The organism is Frankia nepalensis (genome assembly GCF_016786325.1).
GTDB lineage: Bacteria > Actinomycetota > Actinomycetes > Frankiales > Frankiaceae > Pseudofrankia > Pseudofrankia nepalensis.
This window is the reverse complement of sequence record NZ_JADWYU010000115.1, coordinates 1-19904: the sequence shown is the minus strand read 5'-3', so window position 1 is coordinate 19904 and position 19904 is coordinate 1. Positions and strand designations below refer to the sequence as shown.

The window sequence follows — 19904 nt, the reverse complement described above, 5'->3', positions numbered from 1 at the left end:
GCCCGCCGGCTCCCCGAAAGGCCGGAGGCGGCTGGTCAGGAACCAGCCGCCTCCGTCAGTCAGTCCTCGTCAGCCGGTCCTTGTCAGTCGGTCCTTGTCAGGCGGTCACGGGTCCCACGCCCTGGGAGAGATCGTCGAGGCGGGCGAGGTTGTCCTGCGTCGTCTTGTCGGAACGGCCGACGTAGCCGGTCTGCTGCGTGATCGTCTGTGCGTTCTGCAGGTAGTAGCGCAGGTACGCGACGGTGGCCGGGTCATGCAGCGCGTCGAGGCGGGCGTACACGAACAGCGGCTTGCAGAGCGGGACGTAGGCTCCGGTGCCGGCCGTGATGGCGTTCGGCGGGGTGCAGCCCTCGCCGCCGTCGACGAGCAGGCCCTTCAGCTGGTCGCCGAAGGTCTGGTATGTCGGGAAGTCGAGGAATCCGAACGCGTTGGGGTCGTTCGCCACGGTCTGCGCGATGCCACCCAGGTCCTTCGGGGTGTAGGTCCGGCCCTGGTCCTTGGAGCCGCTGATGTTGGAGTTGAACACCTGCGCCTGCACGCTGTCGGGCTTCGGCCCAACAAAGTTGATCGGCTCGTTTGGCCACGACTTGTTGATGTCGCTCCACTTGGTGACGGTCGAGCCCGCCCCCCACACCTTCTTCAAGGTGTCGAGGTTCATGCAGCCCACCCAGGTGTTCGCCGGGTTCACGATGATCGGCAGGGTGTGGTGCGCGATCTCAAAGGCGACCACCTCGTCCTTGCAGGCCGGGTCGGCGGCGAACTTCGGGTCCAGCTCGTAGGACGCGCCCGCGATCGCGACCTCGCCGGAGCACAGCTTGCCGAAGGCCTGGTCGGTGTCGGTCACGTTCGGGTCGAACGAGACCGACACGTTCTTCTCCTGCTGGCGGAAGTCGGTGAACGCGCGCTGGCTGATCGGCGCGACCTCGTCCGAGTCCGCCACCCGGACCAGGTTGCGAGCCGGGTCGGGAGTCGGCGTCGTCGGCGGACCGGACGACGCGGTCACGGTGGGCGCGACCGTCGGCTCCGCCGTTATGATCTTGTTGTCGTCGCTTGAGTTCGTCAGCGTCAGCCCGAGCGCCGCGCCGCCAGCCACGAACACCACCGCCGCGACCGCGGCGGCGATTCCGCCGCGGGTGCGCAGCGACGCGACCGCGCCCGGGCGCCGACCCCCGCTGTCCCGCCGCCGGCCGCCGGGCGCTGGCCCGCCGCCGGCCCCGCCGGCCCCGTGCTGGCCCTCTCTGCCGGCGCCGGCCGCGCCGCCCGCGCCCCACGCGTAGGCCGTCTGATGGGCGCTCATCGGCGCGTCACCCGTGGGGCGCGGCCCGCCGGTGGTGGCCGCCGGGAACCCCTGGTAGGCCGCGGTGACCAGCGCGGTCGCCTCGCCGTCGCCCGACCCCGCGGCGCCCATGGGCGCCCCGCCGGCGTACGACGGCGGCCCGGCGTACGCGCCGCCCGCCGCCGACGGCGCGCCGGGGTACGGGCCCGAGGGCGGCAACGACACACCAGGGAAGGACCCCGCCTCCGGTGGCTGGGAGGTCGTCGGGCCGATCAGCGCGGTCGCGGGGCCGCCGGCCGCCAGCGCCGCCTGCTCGGCCATCCCGGCCGCGAGCAGCGCGGCGCCGAGCGCGAGATCCTCGGCCGGAGGCTGCTCGTAGCGCCCGGCGCCGGGCAGCCCGGCCCGGACCAGCCGGCCGACCAGCGGCATCCGGGTGAGGCCGCCGTAGAGCAGCACCGCCGACAGCTGCTCGGCCGTCGCCGGCACCGAGCGCACGGTGCGGGTCAGCGCCCGCACGCTGTCCTCGACGGCCGGGGTGACCAGCCGCTCCAGCTCGTCGCGGCGCAGCGTCACCCAGGTGAACACTCCGGGCAGCGTGACCGGGATGGACGCCTCGTCGTCGGCGGCCAGCGTCTCCTTGGCGGCGATCACCTCGGCGCGCAGCCGGCCGAGCGCGGTCGCCGTCGCCTGGTCGGAGCGGTCGAGCGTTGCCGGGTTCTGCCCGGCCGCCGACAGCACGTGCTCGAGCAGGACGGTGTCGAGGTCGAGGCCGCCGGTGTGGGCGAACCCGGTCGGCGAGCCGACGACGTCGGCGCCGTAGTCGGTGACCGAGAGCACGGCCGCCTCGCACGAACCGGCGCCGAGGTCGTACACGGCGATCAGGTCGGCCGGGCGGCCAGGGGTCCTGCTGGTCGCGCGCCTCGACAGCACCGCGCCGAGCGCCTCGGCGGCGGGTGCCGCGACGACCGGGATGTCGAGCGTGTCCAGCCGGTCGAGCGCCTCGGTGAACAGCTCCCGGCGCCGGGAGTTCCAGCTCGTCGGATGGGTGACGACGACCTGGTCGGGCTTGGCGCCGCGGGCCTCCGCCGCGGCCGCGATCACTCGCTCCAGGAACCGGGTCAGCAGGCCCTCCGGGGCGTATGCCCCGCCGCCGACCATGATGGGGCTCGAGTCACCGATCCGGCGCATGAAGGCTTCCGCGGAACGCGCCGGGTCGGCCAGCGCGCGCCGCGCCGCGGCGCGGCCGAACATGACCGTCCCGGACGTCGGGAAGTACAGAACCGTCGGTATCGACGGGCCTCCCGCGATTGTGAGTATCTGCGGCCAGTCACCGTCGGAGACGGCGACGACGGTGTTGGCCGCCCCGACGTCGATGCCGAGCTGGTAGCCCATGGCTATCCCCTGTGCTTCCTGCCGTGCTTCCCCGGAACGCGCCCGTGCCCCTCGTGTGCCGAGCGTCGCCCGCGATTCCTGGTCAGCCGTCCTTATTGAGTGAGTAACACCCTCAGGCGCCCTCGCCGGCGCCGCGGCCCTTGGACGGGCCTTCCTACTCCCACTTCAGCGGCCGACGAGATCCTGGTCCCGCCGTTGTCGGGTATTCGCCACCTGCCGCACACGCTCCCTCAGCCCGCGCAGGGGTCCTGGTAGGCGAGGTCGGTGACGCGGTCGTTCCACTCCTGCTCGTCGATCCGGTTCGCCGGGTTCTGGCAGGCGACGGCCACGAGCTGCGCCGGGTCGGTCGTCCCGACCGCCGGCGTGCCGGCATCCTCCTCGGGCACGCTGAGCAGCCGCGTCCCGGTCCCGTCCGCGGCCAGGTCACGGCGCGCCTTCTCGCTGTCGAGCGTGAACCCGGCGGGGGACGGGGATGCGAGGTCCCAGCCGAGCAGCGTGCCGTCCGCCTCGGCGCTCGCCAGGTAGCCGGACCCGACGGGCACGACGTCGACCACGGCGGAACCGCGGCCACGCAGCTCGTTGACCTGCTTGGGGCTGGCGGGGTCGGCCAGGTCCCAGACCCGGACCGTCCCGTCATCGCCACCGGTGACCAGCCGCTTGCTGTCGGGGAGGAAGGCGACGGCGTTCACCTGTTGGCTCTGGCCCGCGGTCTGCCCTCGCTCGACCGGATCGGCCGGGTTGGTGATGTCGAACAGGGTGGCCGTGCCGTCTACCTCGGCGACCGCGAGCATCCGCGCGTCCGGGCTGATCGCGATGTCGGTGACGATGCCCGGGATGCGCCGATAGCCGACGTGGGTCGGCGCGGCCGGGTTGGACAGGTTCCAGATCTCGATGTCCTGGCCCCGGTTGGCGATGGCCAGCAGCTTCCCGTCGCCGGACACCGACAGCTGTAGCGGCTGACTGACCTGCCCGGGGATGTCGCCGACCACCGTGGGGGCGCCCGGGTCGCCGAGCGTCCAGGTGTGGCCGACCGCCCCGGCGGTCACCAGGCCGGCGTCGGGCAGGAACAGCGGGCCGGCCGCGTCCGGCGTGCCACTGCCCGCCGGCAGCGCGACGTCGGCGACCTGGGTCGGGCTCGCCGGACTGGACAGGTCCCACAGCCGCAGGTGGCCGTTGGTGTCGGTGGCCGCGGCGAACCGGCCGTCGGCCGACAGCGCGCCGCCGGTGTAGGCCGCGGCGGTGCCCGGCAGGTCGACCCAGGAGGCCGCGGCGAACGAGGCGACCATCGCCCGCTCGGCGTCGGCCGTCGGCTCGATCCGGTAGGCGGCGAGGCTGAGCCGCGCGGCCCGCTCCGGGTCGCTCGCGCGCAGGGCGTCGGCCTGCTGGGCCAGCGCGGTGGACAGCTCGGCCCGGCGCGCCGCCGACACGTCGCCGTTCCCGCCGCCACCGCCGCCGGACAGCGCCAGCGGGACGCCGACGGCGACGGCGCCGAGTACCACCAGCCCGGCGACGACCAGGGCCACCCGGCGCCGGCCGGATCCGCGGGCCCCGTTCCGGCTCTCCGGCACCGGCAGGTCCGGCCGGGACGGGGGCGCCTGGCGGCTGACCGTCGGCCCCGCCGGACCGGATGGTGGCGTGGACCAGGGGCGGAAGGGGGCCTGCTCGGACGCCGGCGTGGGGGAGCCCGACGCCATCGAACCAGGTGCCGGCGGGCGTGGGGGCGGCGGCAGCGGCGGGCCGGGGGCCGGCCCGCGCGCTGGCCCCGGAGCCGGCGTGCCTGGAATCGGGGCGCCGGGGGCGCGCGAGCCTGGCGTGGTCGGCGCCGGCGGGGCGCCGGAGGCGGTCGTCGCCGCCCGGGGAGCTCCCGGCGGCGGGGTGAGCAGGCCGGTGGCGGCCGCCCGCGACCCCGAGCCGGGCGCGCCGCCGCTGACGGGGGCGTCGCCGGTGCCTGAGGGGCGGCCGCGGCCGAACCGCCGCCGCCGCCCGCCGTCCTTGCCGCCCCGGCCTTCGGGCGGCGTCGGCTGGGCCGCGCTGCCCGGGTCCGCCGGCAGGCTGGTGCCGCTCATCAGCGCCATCCGCAGGGCCTCGGCGGTGGGGCGCCGCTCGGGCTCCTTGCGCAGCGCCGCGTCGACGAGCCCGGCGAGCTCAGCGGGGACGCCGGTGATGTTCGCGGGCTCGTAGAGGATCCGGTAGAGCAGCGCCTCGATCCGGCCCTCGCCGAACGGCGGCCGGCCCGTGGCGGCGAAGACGGTGATGGCCCCCCAGGCGAACACATCCGCCGCGGAGGTGACCGGGGAGTCCAGGATCTGCTCGGGCGCCATGTATCCCGGGGTGCCGATGGCGTGCTTCGTGGTGCGGCTGAACTCGCCGGATCCCTCGAAGTCGCGCGCCAGCCCGAAGTCGATCACCTTCGGGCCGACCGGGGAGAGCAGCACGTTCGCCGGGGTCAGGTCGCGGTGCACGATGCCCGCGGCGTGGATCGCCGACAGCGCGGTCGCCACCGACAGCGCCAGCTGCTCCAGGTCGGCCGGGCGCATCGGGCCGCGGCGCGCGACCATCTTCGACAGCGTCGGGCCCTCGACGTACTCCGTCACCAGGTAGGGCGACGGGCCGTCGGGGTCGGCGTCGAGGACCGCGGCGGTGGTGAACCGCCGAACCCGGCGGGCACTTTCGGCCTCGCGGCGGAACCGGCTGCGAAACTCCGGCGCGGCGGCCAGCTCAGGCTTGATCACCTTGATGGCGACAGCCACGCCGTCTGCGCCGCGACCAAGGAAGACGGTGCCCATTCCGCCTTGGCCGAGCCGGCCGACGATCTGGTAGTTGCCCAGCCGGCGCGGGTCCGTGGCGTTCAGCGGGGCGGGCGCGTTGCCCTGCACCGGGGGTGGAGTCGATCCCGCCACCGGTTCCTCCCCGTTGCTTGCCGGTCGTGTTGAGATGACGACGCGCGTCGATGTCGCGCCCGCCGGACGCCGTGGCACTGGGTGCGCCGGTTCCCGTGGACGGCGCCGCCGCCTGCCGGAACAGGCGCGCCACCGACCTAGGCGGCACGATCCCACACGCTACGCCGCCCCGTCCGCGCCGGGTACCTCGATTTCCTTGATACCTGGCAGATGACGCTCATCCGACAGCGCACGTGGACGCGGGTGGGGGCCGGCCCTGGGAACACCGCGACCGCGTCGGGGCCGGTCGTTCCCGGCGCGCCGAGGCGGCTGGAAGCGGGGCTGGAAGCGGGTAGCCGCGCCTATCCGCTTCCAGCGCGGCCGGTCAGCTCGGGCGGGGCGTCGCCGGGGCGGCCACGAGGCGGGGCGGGCGCCGCGCCGCCTCGTCGCGGATCTCGCCGACGAGCTCCTCCAGGATGTCCTCCAGCGCGACCAGCCCGAGCGACTCGCCCTGCTCGTCGACCACCTGGCCCAGGTGGGCCCCCGAGCGCTGCATCGTCGCGAGCGCCTGGCGCAGCGTCGCGTCCTCGACGACGTGGGTCAGCGGCCGCAGCCACTTCGCCGCGACCGGCGACGCCCGCCGCTCGGGCCGGGTCTCCAGGATGTCCTTGAGGTGCAGGTAGCCGATGAGCCGGCCGGCGAAGTCGTGCACCGGGAAGCGGGTGTAGCCGGTGCTCGCCGCCAGCTGCTCGATCTCGCGCGGCGTGATGTCGGTGGGCACCGTCACCAGGCCCTCCCGGGGCAGCAGCACGTCGCGCGCGGTCCGCTCGTCGAACGCGAGCGCGCCACTGACCAGCCCGTGCTCGTCGGCCTCGAGCAGGCCCTCCCGGCGCGACTCGTCGACGAGGCCGGCGACCTCGTCGCGGGTGAAGACGCTCGCGACCTCGTCCTTCGGCTCGATCCGGACGAGGCGCAGGCAGGCGTTGGCGACCCAGTTGAGCGTGAAGATCACCGGGCGGAGCAGCCAGACGAAGCCGGCGAGCAGCGGCGTGAGGACGAGCACGGCCCGGTCCGGCATGGCCAGCGCGATGTTCTTCGGCACCATCTCGCCGATCACCACGTGCAGGAAGGTGACCAGTCCCAGCGCGATCACGAACGCGACCGGGTGCAGGGCCGCGCTGGGCAGGCCGACCGCCTCGAACGGGCCCTCGATCAGGTGGGCGATGGTGGGCTCGGCGAGCGCGCCGAGCCCCAGGGTGCAGACCGTGATCCCCAGCTGCGAGCCGGCCAGCATGAGCGAGACGTGCTCCATGGCGCGCAGTGTGATCCTGGCCGCCCATGACCCCTCCGCCGCGAGCGGCTCGATCGCCGTCCGCCGCGCCGAGATGAGCGCGAACTCCGACCCGACGAACAGGGCGTTCGCCAGCAGCAGGAGCACCGTCAGCCCGAGCTTGACCAGGTCGCTCATCGCCAGCCCTCCCGCCCGAGGCGGTCGACGGCCGGCCCGCCGAAGCTCAGGCCGCGCGGGTCCCGCCCGCCCGGCCTGAAGCCACCTTTGGCCTGGCCGCCGGCCTCGCCGGCGCGGAACAGGGACCGTCCGTGGTCACCGGCGGCGTGCTGGCCGGTGCGGCCGTGCGCGCGCGGTGGGTGGGCCGGCGGCAGCGGCCGGCGGGCGTCGACCACCGTGTCACCCTCCGCGAGCCCGTCGTCCGCCTGGCGGTCGCCGGAGCCCTCCGCGCCGGCGCGCGGCTGCCCACCGGGACGCCGCCCGTTGCCGGACGGGTGCGTCGCGACCGGTGACCGGTCGTCGTCGGCGACCGGGTCGTCCTGCCCATGGGCGCCGTCCGGGTCGTCGGGCCCCGCGGCGGCGCGGGAGCGGCCGGCGGCCGGCGGGTCCACCCGGACGCGGTCGACGCGGCGGCCGTCCATCCGCTCGACGGTGTAGCGGACGCCGGCGATCTCGACGGTGTCGCCGGCCGCCGGGATGCGCCCCAGCGCGGCGGCCATCAGCCCGCCGAGGGTCTGGTACGCGTCGTCGGTCGGCACGTGGACGCCGGTCAGCTCCTCCGCCTCCTCCGGGCGCAGCAGGCCGGACAGCGCCCAGCTGCCGTCGCGGTGGCGGACGGCGCGCGGGCTCACCCGGTCGTGCTCGTCGACGACGTCGCCAACGATCTCCTCGATCAGGTCCTCGACGGTCACCAGGCCGTCGGTGCCACCGAACTCGTCGACCACGATGGCCATCTGCAGCCCGCCGGCGCGCAGCGTCTCCAGCAGTGGCTCGAGCGGCAGGCTGGACGGGACGGTCACCGTGGGCGCCATCACCGTCCGTACCGGGGTCTCTGCCCGGGCGTCCTCCGGCACGGCGACGGCGTGCTTGATGTGGACCAGGCCGACGACGTCGTCGCTGTCCTCGCCGAGCACCGGGAACCGGGAGTGCCCGGTGCGCCGGGTCAGCTCGACGACGGCCGAGATCGGCTCGTCGGCGCTGATCGAACGCATCCGGACCCGGGGGGTCATCACGTCCTGAGCGGTCCGGTCGCCGAACAGCAGCGAGCGCTGCACCAGCGTCGCGGTCTCCCGGGCCAGCGCGCCGTGCTCGGCGGACCTGCCCACCAGGGAGAACAGCTCCTGGGCGGTGCGCGCCGAGGCGAGCTCCTCGCGCGGGCTGATCCCGAACCGGTGCAGCAGCACGTTGGCCGCGCCGTTCAGAAATTTGATCATGGGCAGGGTCGCCTGGGTGAAGCCGCGCTGGAAGCGCTGCGTGCCCTCCGCGGTCGCCAGCGGGCGGGCAAGCGCCACGTTCTTCGGTACCAGTTCGCCGAAGACCATCGTCAGCGCGGTCGCCAGGATGAGCGCCAGCACCACGGCGAACTCGTCGGCCAGGCCCTCGGACACGCCGAGCCAGCCGAGTGGGGTGTCGATGAGCTCCGCGAGGGCGGGCTGGGCGAGATAGCCGATGCCCAGGTTCGTCAGGGTGATGCCCAGCTGGGCACCGGAGAGCTGGGTGGACAGCGTGCGCAGCGCCTTGAGCGTGCCGCGCGCCCCGCGGCCGCCGGCCTCGGCCGCGCGCTCCACGCTCGCCCGGTCGACCGTGACGAGCGCGAACTCGGCCGCCACGAACAGCCCACAGCCGGCGAGCAACAACACACCCAGCAGGAGAAGGAGCGCCTGGGTCATCTTTCGACCTCCGCGGGCGCTCCCACACGCAAAGGTCGGTTCGGACTACAGCCGGTATCGCCCGAGGCGTTCATGATCCCTTCCGTCGTCGTCCAGCGTGGCGCAACGGCCGTTCCTCGGCCACCTGACTCAACGCATGACACACCATCACTGTTGCCCGGGTCGGGCGCGTGGCATGTGGTGTCCGCGATGAGGTGGCCCGAGGAGCCGCCGGTGAGGGGCGGCCCACGGGCCGTGGGCCCGGATGCCGCAAGTGATCACGATATGTCAGCCCGTCGGGCAGCGCCATGCCTCAGGCCTCCGCCGAGGCGCGTGGGCGCCCTCGCGGACCGTCGCGCTGTGCGGGGTTACCCTCGTTGATCTTCTGTGCTGTTACCTTCCGTGATGACTATGAAACTGTGTGCTCGGAAGGGGTGGGCATGGCTGGCCGACGAGCCAACCGGGACGGAGCCGCCCGTCGGACCGACCGGGCCACGGCCCCCCAGGACGCCTCAGACCAGGGCGCCTCGGGTCAGGGTATCTCCAGCCGAGGCACCTCAGACCGGGGCGCGACTGGCCGGGGCGCGACTGGCCGGCGTGGCGGGGCCGGACGCGCGACCGGCGCCCGCGTCGCCGACCCGGCGGGCAAGGGCCCGCCCGCCCTCGGACCGGCCGACACGGACCAGAAGTCCCCGGCGGACCCGGGGGCGGCGGCCGCCCAGGAACGGGAAGCCGCTCCCGGCGCGCCGGTGAACCGTCCGGTCGCCGTGCCGTCGCCGCGCCGCGCGGAGCCGGCCGTGGCACCCGCCGGCCCCGCCACGGTCACGGACGCGGCCGCCACGGTCACGGACGCGGCCGCCACGGTCACGGACGCGGACCCGCCGGCCGCGGGCGCGGCCAGCGCGCCCGAGGGCACGGTGGCCAGCCGCGTGGTGAGTGACACCACCGTGGACGACGGCCGTGTGGGCGACGGTGCCGCGGGCGGCGGCGTCGTCGGCCCGGCGGGCGCCGGGACCGGCGACGCGGCACCGGCCGGCGCCGAGGAGCCAGGCGCGGCGGGGGCAGCCGCGGCCACCGAGCCAACCACCGGCGCGGGCACGGACGCCGGCCTGCAGGTGGGGACCGAGGTCGCGGCGCCGGTCCGGGTGGGGTGGCACCTCGCGCCGGAGGGGCGGACCGCGGCCGGCGTCGTGGCGCCGCTCGCCGGTGGGGCGCTGGTCTTCACGGGCGCCACCTACCTGGGCTGGCGGGCCGGCCACCTTGGCGGCACGGGGGTCACCGGCGTGATCTGCTTCGTCGCCGAGCTCGCGCTCTACCTCGTGCTCACGGCGCTGGCGGTGTGCGCGGGCCGGGTGAACCGGGGCTTCGTCCGGCGCCCGCCGTCCCCGGCCGGAACCCTGGACGTGTTCGTCGTCCTGCGTGACGAGCCCCTCGGCGACCTGGACCGGACCCTGCGTTCGGCCCACGGCATCACCTACCCGCACCGGGTCTACCTGCTCGCGGACACCCGGGTCGCGGACGGGGGCGCCGGTGACGGCCCGGCCGGTGGTCGTCGGGACGCTGGTCGTCGGGACGCCGGCGTGGGCCTCGGCGGGCCCGGCCGGGGGACAGCCGGGGGCCGCGGCGGCTGGCGGTCCGTCGAGGCGCTGACCCGCAAGCTCGACGTCACCTGCCTGATCCGTTCCGACGGCCCACCGAGCCGGCCCGGCCTGCTCAACGCCGCGCTGGCGCGTACCGACGGCGACGCGATCCTCCTGCTCGACGCAGGAGACGTCGTCACGCCCGACGCCGCCCATCAGCTGCTCGGCTACCTGCGCGACCCCCAGGTCGGACTGGTCGCCGGGGCGTGGCGCGCGGGCCCCGCCGGGCAGGGGCCGCTGCCGGACCGGCCCGTCCCCCGGCTGGCCCAGCTGGTCGCCGCGGCGCGGGACCGCGACGGCGCGGTCGGCGGCGCCGGCGGCGGCACGCTGTACCGCCGGGTCGCGCTCGAGACCGTCGACGGGTTCAGCGAGCGTGGCGGGACCGAGGAGCCCGGCACCTCCTATCAGCTGCACACCGCGGGCTGGGCGAGCGTGCAGCACCCTGATGTGATCATGGTTCGGGCCGCCCGCTCGACGGCCACGGCCGCCCGGCTGACCGTCCTGCGCGCCGTCGACCGGCTGCGCATCCTGCTGTTCGACAACCCGCTGGCGAGGCGTGGGCTCACCGGCTGGCAGCGGGCGCACCATCTCGCCGACGCGGCCCTGCCGCTGCTGGCCGCGCTACAGGCGGGGGTGTGGCTCGGGCCGGCGCTGGTGGTCCTCGGCGGCGGGCGGCTGGCCACCGGCACCGACGCCGGCGAGTGGTGCGGCTTCGGGCTGCCGTACCTGGCCGCGGCCGTCGTCTTCGGCCTCACGGTCACCGGCCTCGGCGGGCACGGCCCGGCGGCGGCGCTCACCGGCTGGCTGGTATCGATCCCGCTGTCGGTGCTGGCGCTGGCGCGGGTCACCATCGTGGGCGGCCGAGGCAGGCTTGACGCCGCCCCGGACGTGACGCCGTCGGCGCTGGTCGAGAACCCGCTGCCGATCGTCGCCCCGTCGTCGGCCCCACCGCCGCCCGTGGTCGCGAAGGCGGCCGGGCCGTCGGGCCGCGCGGTGGCCGGGCGCGCCGGGCCCGTTGGGCCGGCCAGGCGGCCCGCGGGGTCCGGCCGGCCGGTGGCGAGGCGGTCGCCCGGCGGCCCGGGCCGGCCCGGCCGCCCGGGCACGTTCGGCCCAGGTGGCCGGTTCGGCGCGCTGGGACGGTGGCGCCCGCGCGCGGCGACGGGCCCGCGAAGGACCCGGTGGCGCGGGCCGGCGGCCGGGCTGACCGCGGACGGCTGGACGCCGCTGCTGCTGCCCGTCTCGCTGGGCGCGGCCGGGCTCGCCGCGGCGGTGCTCGTCGCGGTGGTCCGGCCGGACCGCGCCCTGGTGGCGGTGCCGCTGTGGGCCGGAGCGGTGCTGCTCGCCGCCGCCGAGCCCGCGGCGGCGGCCTGCGGCGCCGACTGGTCCAGGCGAGCCGCCCGCCGCTGGCTGCGGGCCGCGATCGCCGCCGTCGTCCTGTTCACGACCGTGGTGATGATTCTGTTGGGCTGACCGGGGCGCGCCGGCCCGCGGGCCGACCGGTCCGCTACGCGGCGGCCCGCGGGTCCGCCGGACCGACCGGCTCGTCGCCCCTGATGGTCACCCGGTGCATGAGCCGGTTGAAGTCGCCGTAGTCGAAGGTCGCGTAGTGCGCGGTCGAGCGGTTGTCCCAGAACGCGACGTCACCGTCGGACCAGCGGTGGCGGATCTGGATGTCGGGCCGGGTGAGGTGGGCGAACAGCAGGTCGAGGATGCCGCGGCTCTCGGCCGCCGAGACGCCGACGATCCGGGTGGTGAACGCCGGGCTGACGAACAGCCCGCGCCGGCCGGTCACGGGGTGGACACGGACCACCGGGTGCTCGACCGGCGCGAGTGACCGGATCCGCTCGCCGTCCCACAGGTTGCCCTCGCCGCCGCGCGCGGCGAGGTAGCCGGAGAACTCGGCCGACCCGTCGTGCAGCGCGGTCAGCTCGTCCACGAGCCGGCGCACCGGCGCGGAGAGCGAGTCGTAGGCGGCCTGCAGGTCCGTCCACAGCGTGTCGCCGCCGTGGGCGGGCAGCCGCACGGCGCGCAGCACCGAGCCGAGCGGCGGGCGGCGCACGAAGGTCACGTCGGTGTGCCACTCGTCCGACCGGCCGCCGCCCTGGCCCTCGAGCTCCCACAGCTGTGGGTGCGCGTCGTCGAGCGGGGCCATCACGGGGTGCGACGAGGTCAGCTCGCCGAACCGGCGGGCGAAGGCGATCTGGCTGTCCGGGTCCAGCCGCTGGCCGGGGAAGAAGAGCACCTTGTGGGCGACCAGCGCGGCGCCGATGGCCCCGATGGCCTCGTCCGGGAGATCGGCCGCGAGGTCGATTCCGCGTACCCGCGCGCCGAGTGTCGGCGTGACCGGCTCGAGGTCCAGCGCCGCCCTGGTGGAGCCGGCGGGCATCGTGGAACGGCTGGGTGCCGGCGCGGTGAGCATGGGCGGCAGGTTAGCCCACTTTGTCGACCTGATGCGTAGGTATTGACGCCGGTTCGTCCCGCTCGTCATACTCGCCCACCATGACCAGGCCAGCCGCGGTGCCCTCCCCGACGCGCGGGACGCGCGTTCGCGGCGCCGCGGCCCGGCACGCGTTCGTGCCGTGGTTGGCCAGGCACGGGTACGTCGACCTGTGCCGGGTGACGCGTATGCGCTGTCCTTAGGCGCGTCGACCCTTAGGCGCGTCGACGCGCCAGCGCGCCGGGCAGGGCCGACCGCCCCGCCCGGCCAGCGGCGCGTCCGCGCCCGTCGCGCTCCCCGCCCTCGCGGCCCGGCTCCTCATCCGGGGCGCCGCGCCGCCGCGCCGTGTCCGCCGCGCCGGCGCCGAGCCGACAACCGCCGAGATCGAACCGACAGCGAGCCGAGACCGAGCCGGCCGACCCTGGTCGCGCCGCGGGCGGTCACGCCCTGCCGCCCCGTCGCCGCCCAGGAGGACCAACACCGTGGCCGTCACCGACAGCCGAGGCGCCGCCGAGACCAGCGCCGCGCCGCGCCCGGCCGCCGGGCCGCCCGATGACGGGCGCCGGCGGCTCGGGGTGCCGTGGCGGGCGCTGACCGTGCTCGGGTCGACGGCGTTCCTCGTCGGCGTGTGGTGGCTGGTCGCGGCGCTGCGGATCTGGGACCCGGTGTTCGTCCCGTCGCCGGCCGCCGTGGCCGACGAACTGGTCAGGACCTCCACCGTGCACGACGGGATCCGTGGCTACAGCGGGCACCTGCTCCACGAGCACCTGTGGGTCAGCCTGCGCAGGATCCTGCTCGGATCGGCCATCGGCGCCGCCATCGGCGTTCCGCTGGGCCTGCTGGTCGGCGGCGTGCGGGTGGCCAGGTGGGCGCTGGAGCCGGGGCTGACGTTCCTTCGCCAGCTGCCGCCGCTGGCCTACTTCAGCCTGCTGATCATCTGGCTGGGGATCGACGAGAGCCCGAAGGTCTGGCTGCTGGTGATCGCCGCCATGCCGCCGGTCGCCGTGGCCACGGCGACCGCCGTCGGCGGGGTGCACCGCGACTTCGTCAACGGCGCCCGCTCGCTCGGCGCCAGCCGCTGGCAGGTGACCCTGCACGTGGTGCTGCCCGCCTCGCTTCCGGAGATCTTCACGGGCATCCGGCTCGGCGTGGGCGTCGCCTACACGTCGGTCGTCGCGGCCGAGACCGTGAACGGGGTCCCCGGCATCGGCGGCATGATCCGGGACGCCCAGCGCTACAACCAGACCGACGTGGTCATCCTCGGGATCATCGTCCTCGGCCTGTCCGGGATCGCGCTGGACGCGATCCTGCGCTGGGTCCAGAACCGGGCCACCCCCTGGCGAGGCGTCGCGTGACCGGCGCGGGCATCTCCGGTGCCGGGCAGGCCGCCTGAAGGACCGCCCGCCTGAAGGACCGCCCGCCTCGCGGCGCGTCCTCCCGCGCCTTCGTCCGCCTCGTTCCCCGGCCGCCCCCGCCCGGCGCCGCCCGGTCCCGGGGGGCGCGCCGCCGCTATTACCACCAACCCCACCGGATTCATGGAACTTCTCCGCGCCGCCTGGCCGGAGGCAATCCCCGAAAGGACGAGACAGCGATGCGACTCGGTAAGGCCATGGGCCACAGATGGCTGGCGGCGACGGCCGCCGCCGCGCTGGCGGTGACGCTGGGCGCCGCCGCCTGCTCGTCGGACGACGACTCGTCCTCGGACGGCGCCGGCCGGCCGGCCGGCGCGCCCAGCGAGATCCGGATCGCCTACCAGGCGATCCCCAACGGCGACCTGATCGTCAAGCACGAGGGCTGGCTCGAGGCCGCCCTCCCCGGGACGAAGATCACCTGGACGAAGTTCGACTCCGGTGGTGACGTGAACACGGCCGTCATCGCGGGCTCCGTCGACATCGGCCTCGCGGGCAGCAGCCCCGTCACCCGCGGCCTGTCCGCCCCGCTGAACATCCCCTACCAGGTCGCCTGGATCCACGACGTGATCGGCCCGGCCGAGTCGCTGGTGGTCCGTAACGACGCCGGGATCACCGACGTCGCGGGCCTGGCCGGCAAGAAGATCGGCACGCCGTTCGCGTCGACGGCGCACTACAGCCTGCTCGCCGCTCTCGAGGAGGCCGGCGTCGCCCAGAGCGCGGTCACCCTCGTCGACCTCGAGCCACCGGACATCCTGGCCGCCTGGACGCGTGGCGACATCGACGCCGCCTACGTCTGGTCGCCGACGCTCGACGAGCTGAAGAAGACCGGCACCGTGCTGACCGACTCGGCGAAGCTCGCCGCCGCGGGCTACCCGACGTTCGACCTCGGCGTCGTGACGAAGAAGTTCGCCGAGGCGTACCCGGACGCGCTCGCCGAGTGGCTGCGCCAGCAGGACAAGGCCGTCAAGCTGATCGACTCCGACCCGGCGAAGGCCTCGGCCGCCATCGCCGCGGAGCTGAACATCACCCCGGACGAGGCGCTCGCGCAGACCAAGGGCCTCGTCTTCCTCACCGGTGACGAGCAGCTCGGCGCCGAGTACTTCGGCACCCCGGCCGCGCCGGGCAAGTTCGCCGACGGCCTGCTGGGCGCGGCCGAGTTCCTCAAGACCCAGGCCGCGATCGACGCGGTGCCCACGCTGGACACCCTGCGGGCCGGCCTCGGCGTCGAGGACCTGGACAGTGCCTTCTCCGGCTGACGACCCCCGTCCGCTGGGCCACGCCGTGGCCGGGGCGACCGCCCCGGCCACGGCCGGGCCCTCGGGCGAGGCCAGGCGCGGGGCGGCGGTCTCGGTGACCGGGGTCAGCCAGTGGTTCGGCCGCCGGGGCGCGCGCCGCCACGCGCTCGACGACGTGTCCCTGGAGATCGAGGCCGGCGAGTTCGTCTGCCTCATCGGCCCGTCCGGGTGCGGCAAGAGCACCCTGCTCAACCTGGTCGCCGGGTTCGTCGCGCCGACGACGGGCACCGTCGCGACCGATGGCGCGCCGGTGACCGGGCCGGGCGCGGACCGCGGGGTGGTGTTCCAGCAGCCGCGGCTGTTCCCCTGGCTGTCCGTGCGGTCCAACGTGGCGCTCGGGCCGCGGCTCGCGGGCATGCGGCGGGCGGACCGGCGGCGGATCGCCGACGAGGCGCTGGCGCTGGTCGGCCTGTCGGACGTGGCCGACCGGCCGCCGTACGAGCTGTCCGGCGGTATGCAGCAGCGCGCGGCGATCGCCCGGGCGCTCGGTGGGCGGCCCCGGGTGCTGCTGATGGACGAGCCGTTCGCCGCGCTCGACGCGCTCACCCGGGAGCGGCTGCAGGACGAGATCCTGCGGGTGTGGGCGGCGACGGGGACGACGGTGGTCTTCGTCACCCACAGCGTCGAGGAGGCCGTCTACCTGGGCACTCGGGTGGTGGCCTTCAGCGCGAGGCCTGGTCGGGTCATCTTCGACGAGCTCGGCGGTTTCGGCGCCCGGACTGACCGGGAAGACCTCCGTTCGGAGCCAGATTTCGTCACGTTTCGTGACCGCGTCCATCGGGTGATCAGGACGGCGGCCGGAGGCTGACCCGCCGCGGCGGGCCGCGCCGGCCACTGACCTGGGCACGGGCGCGGCCGCCGGCCGTCCCGGCGACCGTGCGTGGCGGGGCGGACCCGTGCGATTCGCCGTCCTGTCGGCCAGTTACAGTGTGCGCGAAGCGGATAACCACGTCCGCCACCCTCCTTAGTCCCCGCGACTTCTGGAACTAGAAGCGGAGTCAACGATGCGTGAGCGGCTCGCCCTCCCCAGGGCGATACGCCCCCACCGCTGGCATGCTGCGCACGCCGCGAGGGACACTGCCGTCGGCTCCGTCACGCCGAGTGATCAACTGTGGGTCGCTCATGCACCCGCGGGTGCACCGGCGGCGCGACCGGCGTCGTCGCCCTCGTCATACACCCAAGGAACGGCTGAGTCTTGATGTCGGAAAACGTAGACGTCGTCGTCATCGGAGCAGGGCCGGCGGGTCTGACCGCCTCCTACGAACTGCACCGGTACGGGATCCCCTCGACGATTCTCGAGGCCGACACCCAGGTGGGTGGCATCTCCCGGACCGTAGAGCGTGACGGCTGGCGGTTCGACATCGGTGGCCACCGGTTCTTCTCGAAGGTCCAGCGGGTCGAGGACTTCTGGCACGAGATCCTGCCGAAGGAGGACTTCCTCCTGCGGCCGCGCAAGAGCAGGATCTTCTACCAGGGCAAGTACTACGACTACCCGATCAAGGCCGTGAACGCGCTGCAGAACCTCGGTCCCAAGGAGGCCGCGGTCTGCATCGCCTCATACCTGCGCGCCCGGGTCAGCCCTCCGAAGGACCAGACGGACTACGAGAGCTGGCTGGTCGCCCGCTTTGGCTGGCGGCTCTACCGGACGTTCTTCAAGACCTACACCGAGAAGGTCTGGGGCGTCCCGGTCAGCGAGATGCCGGCCGACTGGGCCGCGCAGCGCATCAAGAGCCTGAACCTCGGCAACGCGATCCTCAACGCGGTCAAGCCGAAGACCAACCAGAAGGAGATCACCTCCCTCATCGAGGAGTTCGAGTACCCGAAGTACGGCCCCGGGATGATGTGGGAGGTCTGCCGCGACAAGGTCGTCGCGCAGGGTTCCAAGGTCATCATGGAGACCAAGGTCACCAAGATCCGGCACGAGAACGGCAAGGCCTACGAGGTCGTCGCCGCGCGTGCCGACGGCGGTACCGACGTCTACCCGGCGACCGAGGTCATCTCCTCGATGCCGATCTCGCAGCTCGTCGAGATCATGGACCCGCCGGTGCCGCCGCGGGTGCTCAAGGCCGCTCAGGACCTGCGCTACCGGGACTTCCTCACCGTCGCGCTCGTCGTGCCGTCCAGCGCCGTGTCCTGGACGGACAACTGGATCTACATCCACGACCCGAGCGTGCGCACCATGCGGATCCAGAACTTCGCCTCCTGGTCGCCGTACCTGGTCAAGGACGGCCGCAACGTGCTCGGCCTCGAGTACACGGTGTTCGAGAACGACGCCGACTGGACCGCGTCCGACGAGACGCTCATCGAGCAGGGCAAGCAGGAGCTCGACCGGCTCGGCCTGGTCAAGTACCGGGACATCGAGGACGGCTACGTCGTCCGCCAGCCGAAGGCGTACCCGATCTACGACGACCGCTACCAGGCCAACGTCGACGTCATCCGGGGCTGGCTGACCGACTACGCCGGCAACGTGCACCCGGTCGGCCGTAACGGCATGTTCCGGTACAACAACGCCGACCACTCGATGTACACCGCCATGCTCACGGCGGAGAACATCGCCAAGGGCACGGAGCACGACGTCTGGACGGTCAACGTCGAGGAGGAGTACCACGAGGAGAAGGCGTCCTCGTCCGGTGCTTCGAAGCCGGCGGGCTCGCTCGGCACCGGCCGCGACGCGCCGGTGCTGCCCCGCAAGGTCCTCGACGCCGCCCGCTCCCGCGTCGGCGGCACCTCCCGCTGAGGCGGTCGGCTCAAGGCCGCCCAGGGGCGACCATCCGGACCTCCCAGATCGGCTCCGCGAGCTCCGCCGATCCGGCAGGAACCCCGGCTCCGCCGTCGGGGCGCTGGGCGGCCCCGACCAGCCTGGTACCGGGGTAGGCCTGAGAACCAGAGGTTCCCCCTGCCTCAGGTAGGTGCCCTGGTTGCGGACCAGCGGAGGCCTGGGTGTTCGGCGGCGTTACGTCTCGGACCCGGCGGCGGACGCACGGAATGTATGGCTCGGCCCTCGGCGCGCAGTGCGTGCCGAGGGCCGTTGGCTTTCCGGGGGTCCCGGATCAGCGGGAGTGCCGGTGCGGGCGGGCCAGGGCCTCCTGGACGACGCTGGCGACCAGGCGGCCGCTGGTGTCGAAGAACTCGCCGACGGCCAGGCCGCGGCCGACGGACGCGGTCGGGCTTGCCTGGTCGAACAGCAGCCATTCGTCGGCCCGGAACGGGCGGTGGAACCAGACCGCGTGGTCGAGCGACGTGAGCGCCATGCCGCTGGCCATGCCGCCGTGCGGCCCGAGGATGGAGTGCGACAGCGTCAGGTCCGACATGTAGACGAGCGCGCAGGCGTGCGTGTGCTGGTCGTCCGGCAGTTTCTCGGTGACCCGCAGCCAGGCCCGCATCCGGGCGGGGGCGGGCTCGCTGGAGAACAGCGCGTCCGAGTCGACGGGCTCGCCCTCCCCGGAACCGGTGACCACCCGCACCTCGAAGCCACGCCGGGTCCAGGCCGCGCGCCGCTGCTCGGCGCGCTTGTCGGTGTCGTAGGGGTCCGCGTGGTCGGAGTCAGCTGGCTTGCGGCCGTCGAACAGCGGCTGGCCGTCGGGCGGCGACTGGACGCGTGGCGCGGGCCGCTGATGCTCGATCGGGCTGTCCTCGTGCCGGTGGAACGAGGCCGAGAGGACGAAGATCGCTTCATCCCGCTGGACGGCGGTGATCCTGCGGGTGGTGAACGACTTCCCGTCGCGGATGCGGTCGACCTGGTAGTCGATCGGGATGGTGGTGTCGCCGCCGCGGATGAAGTAGCTGTGCAACGAGTGCACCGGGCGGTCGGGGTCGACGGTCCGCGTGGCGGCCACGAGCGCGTGCGCGGCTACCTGGCCCCCGAACGCCCGCAGGGGGGCGCCTTCGTGGCTGATTCCCCGGAAGAGGTCAGGCTCAGGCTGTTCAAGGGTGAGCAGGTTCAGGAAGGAGCCTGCTCCGTCGGTGACCGCCGTGCCCACATCGACCTCCGCCACATCCGCCGCGCCGCCCGCCGCCAGGCTCGGCTGGCCCGACGGCCGGCGTCACCCGGACCGGTTGGCCCGGTGCGGCCTGGGCGGCCCGCCCGTGATCCGCCAGACGTTCCCCGACGTTACTCGTCCGGTCCCGCCAACCGCTCAGGATCAATGCCCTGGTGGGCCGTGTTCTGGGTCGCTTTGGGCCCGGCCGCGCCGTCTTCACCGGCCCTGTCGTCACCGGCACCGGTGGCTCCGGCCGCGTCGGTGCCACCGGCCGCGTCGGCCTGCCTGGCCGGCCCGTTCGCGAGCCGGCGGGCATCTTCCTCGAACCGTTCGGCCTCGGCCACCGGCTCGGTGCCCGCCGGGTAGCGGCTCAGCCTGGCCTCGACGGCCGCCCTGGCCTGGCGCAACGCGTCGTCGAGGCCGCCGCCGGCGTCGTC

General features: G+C 74.5%; 11 protein-coding genes and 1 pseudogene. 5 read left to right on the top strand and 7 right to left on the bottom strand.

Features of this window, described 5'->3' with window-relative positions:
• Positions 1 to 97: 97 nt before the first annotated feature.
• The 4 genes from I6A81_RS14615 to I6A81_RS14600 form a co-directional block, all read right to left on the bottom strand.
• Positions 98 to 2668 carry an Hsp70 family protein gene (locus I6A81_RS14615; protein ID WP_203000648.1) on the bottom strand — a complete coding sequence of 857 codons (2571 nt, stop codon included), beginning with the start codon at positions 2666 to 2668 and terminating at the stop codon, positions 98 to 100.
• A 230-nt stretch (positions 2669 to 2898) separates the two neighbouring features.
• On the bottom strand, positions 2899 to 5568 hold the full coding sequence (locus tag I6A81_RS14610; RefSeq protein WP_203000650.1) for a protein kinase domain-containing protein: 2670 nt from the start codon (positions 5566 to 5568) through the stop codon (positions 2899 to 2901).
• 364 nt (positions 5569 to 5932) lie between these two features.
• Positions 5933 to 7015: a hemolysin family protein gene (locus tag I6A81_RS14605; RefSeq protein WP_203000652.1), complete on the bottom strand. Its 1083-nt coding sequence runs from the start codon at positions 7013 to 7015 to the stop codon at positions 5933 to 5935.
• Positions 7012 to 8724, bottom strand: coding sequence for a hemolysin family protein (locus I6A81_RS14600; RefSeq protein ID WP_203010207.1), 1713 nt, complete (start codon positions 8722 to 8724; stop codon positions 7012 to 7014). Before I6A81_RS14600 ends, I6A81_RS14605 begins: the two co-directional genes overlap by 4 nt.
• Before the next feature lie 776 nt (positions 8725 to 9500).
• Here I6A81_RS14600 and I6A81_RS14595 point away from each other — a divergent pair.
• Positions 9501 to 11813: a glycosyltransferase gene (locus tag I6A81_RS14595; protein ID WP_203010206.1), complete on the top strand. Its 2313-nt coding sequence runs from the start codon at positions 9501 to 9503 to the stop codon at positions 11811 to 11813.
• A 34-nt stretch (positions 11814 to 11847) separates the two neighbouring features.
• Here I6A81_RS14595 and I6A81_RS14590 read toward each other — a convergent pair whose 3' ends face one another.
• Positions 11848 to 12762 (bottom strand): TauD/TfdA dioxygenase family protein, encoded by a 915-nt coding sequence (locus I6A81_RS14590; protein WP_238430553.1) that lies wholly within the window; start codon positions 12760 to 12762, stop codon positions 11848 to 11850.
• Between the two features lie 500 nt (positions 12763 to 13262).
• Here I6A81_RS14590 and I6A81_RS45560 point away from each other — a divergent pair, with 500 nt between their 5' ends.
• The 4 genes from I6A81_RS45560 to I6A81_RS14570 all read left to right on the top strand — a co-directional run bounded on the left by I6A81_RS45560 (position 13263) and on the right by I6A81_RS14570 (position 18224).
• Positions 13263 to 14135 carry an ABC transporter permease gene (locus I6A81_RS45560; protein ID WP_203006374.1) on the top strand — a complete coding sequence of 291 codons (873 nt, stop codon included), beginning with the start codon at positions 13263 to 13265 and terminating at the stop codon, positions 14133 to 14135.
• 236 nt (positions 14136 to 14371) lie between these two features.
• Positions 14372 to 15448 (top strand): taurine ABC transporter substrate-binding protein, encoded by a 1077-nt coding sequence (locus tag I6A81_RS14580; RefSeq protein WP_203010205.1) that lies wholly within the window; start codon positions 14372 to 14374, stop codon positions 15446 to 15448.
• The gene (locus I6A81_RS14575; protein WP_307874667.1) at positions 15432 to 16295 is read left to right on the top strand and encodes an ABC transporter ATP-binding protein; all 864 of its coding nucleotides are present in this window, start codon (positions 15432 to 15434) and stop codon (positions 16293 to 16295) included. Before I6A81_RS14580 ends, I6A81_RS14575 begins: the two co-directional genes overlap by 17 nt.
• Before the next feature lie 390 nt (positions 16296 to 16685).
• The gene (locus I6A81_RS14570; RefSeq protein WP_203006372.1) at positions 16686 to 18224 is read left to right on the top strand and encodes an NAD(P)/FAD-dependent oxidoreductase; all 1539 of its coding nucleotides are present in this window, start codon (positions 16686 to 16688) and stop codon (positions 18222 to 18224) included.
• Between the two features lie 313 nt (positions 18225 to 18537).
• On the opposite strand, the gene I6A81_RS14565 is transcribed toward I6A81_RS14570, so the two are convergent.
• Positions 18538 to 19467: an acyl-CoA thioesterase gene (locus tag I6A81_RS14565; protein WP_203006371.1), complete on the bottom strand. Its 930-nt coding sequence runs from the start codon at positions 19465 to 19467 to the stop codon at positions 18538 to 18540.
• 131 nt (positions 19468 to 19598) lie between these two features.
• Positions 19599 to 19904, bottom strand: a pseudogene (locus I6A81_RS14560) (hypothetical protein); the annotation flags it as partial.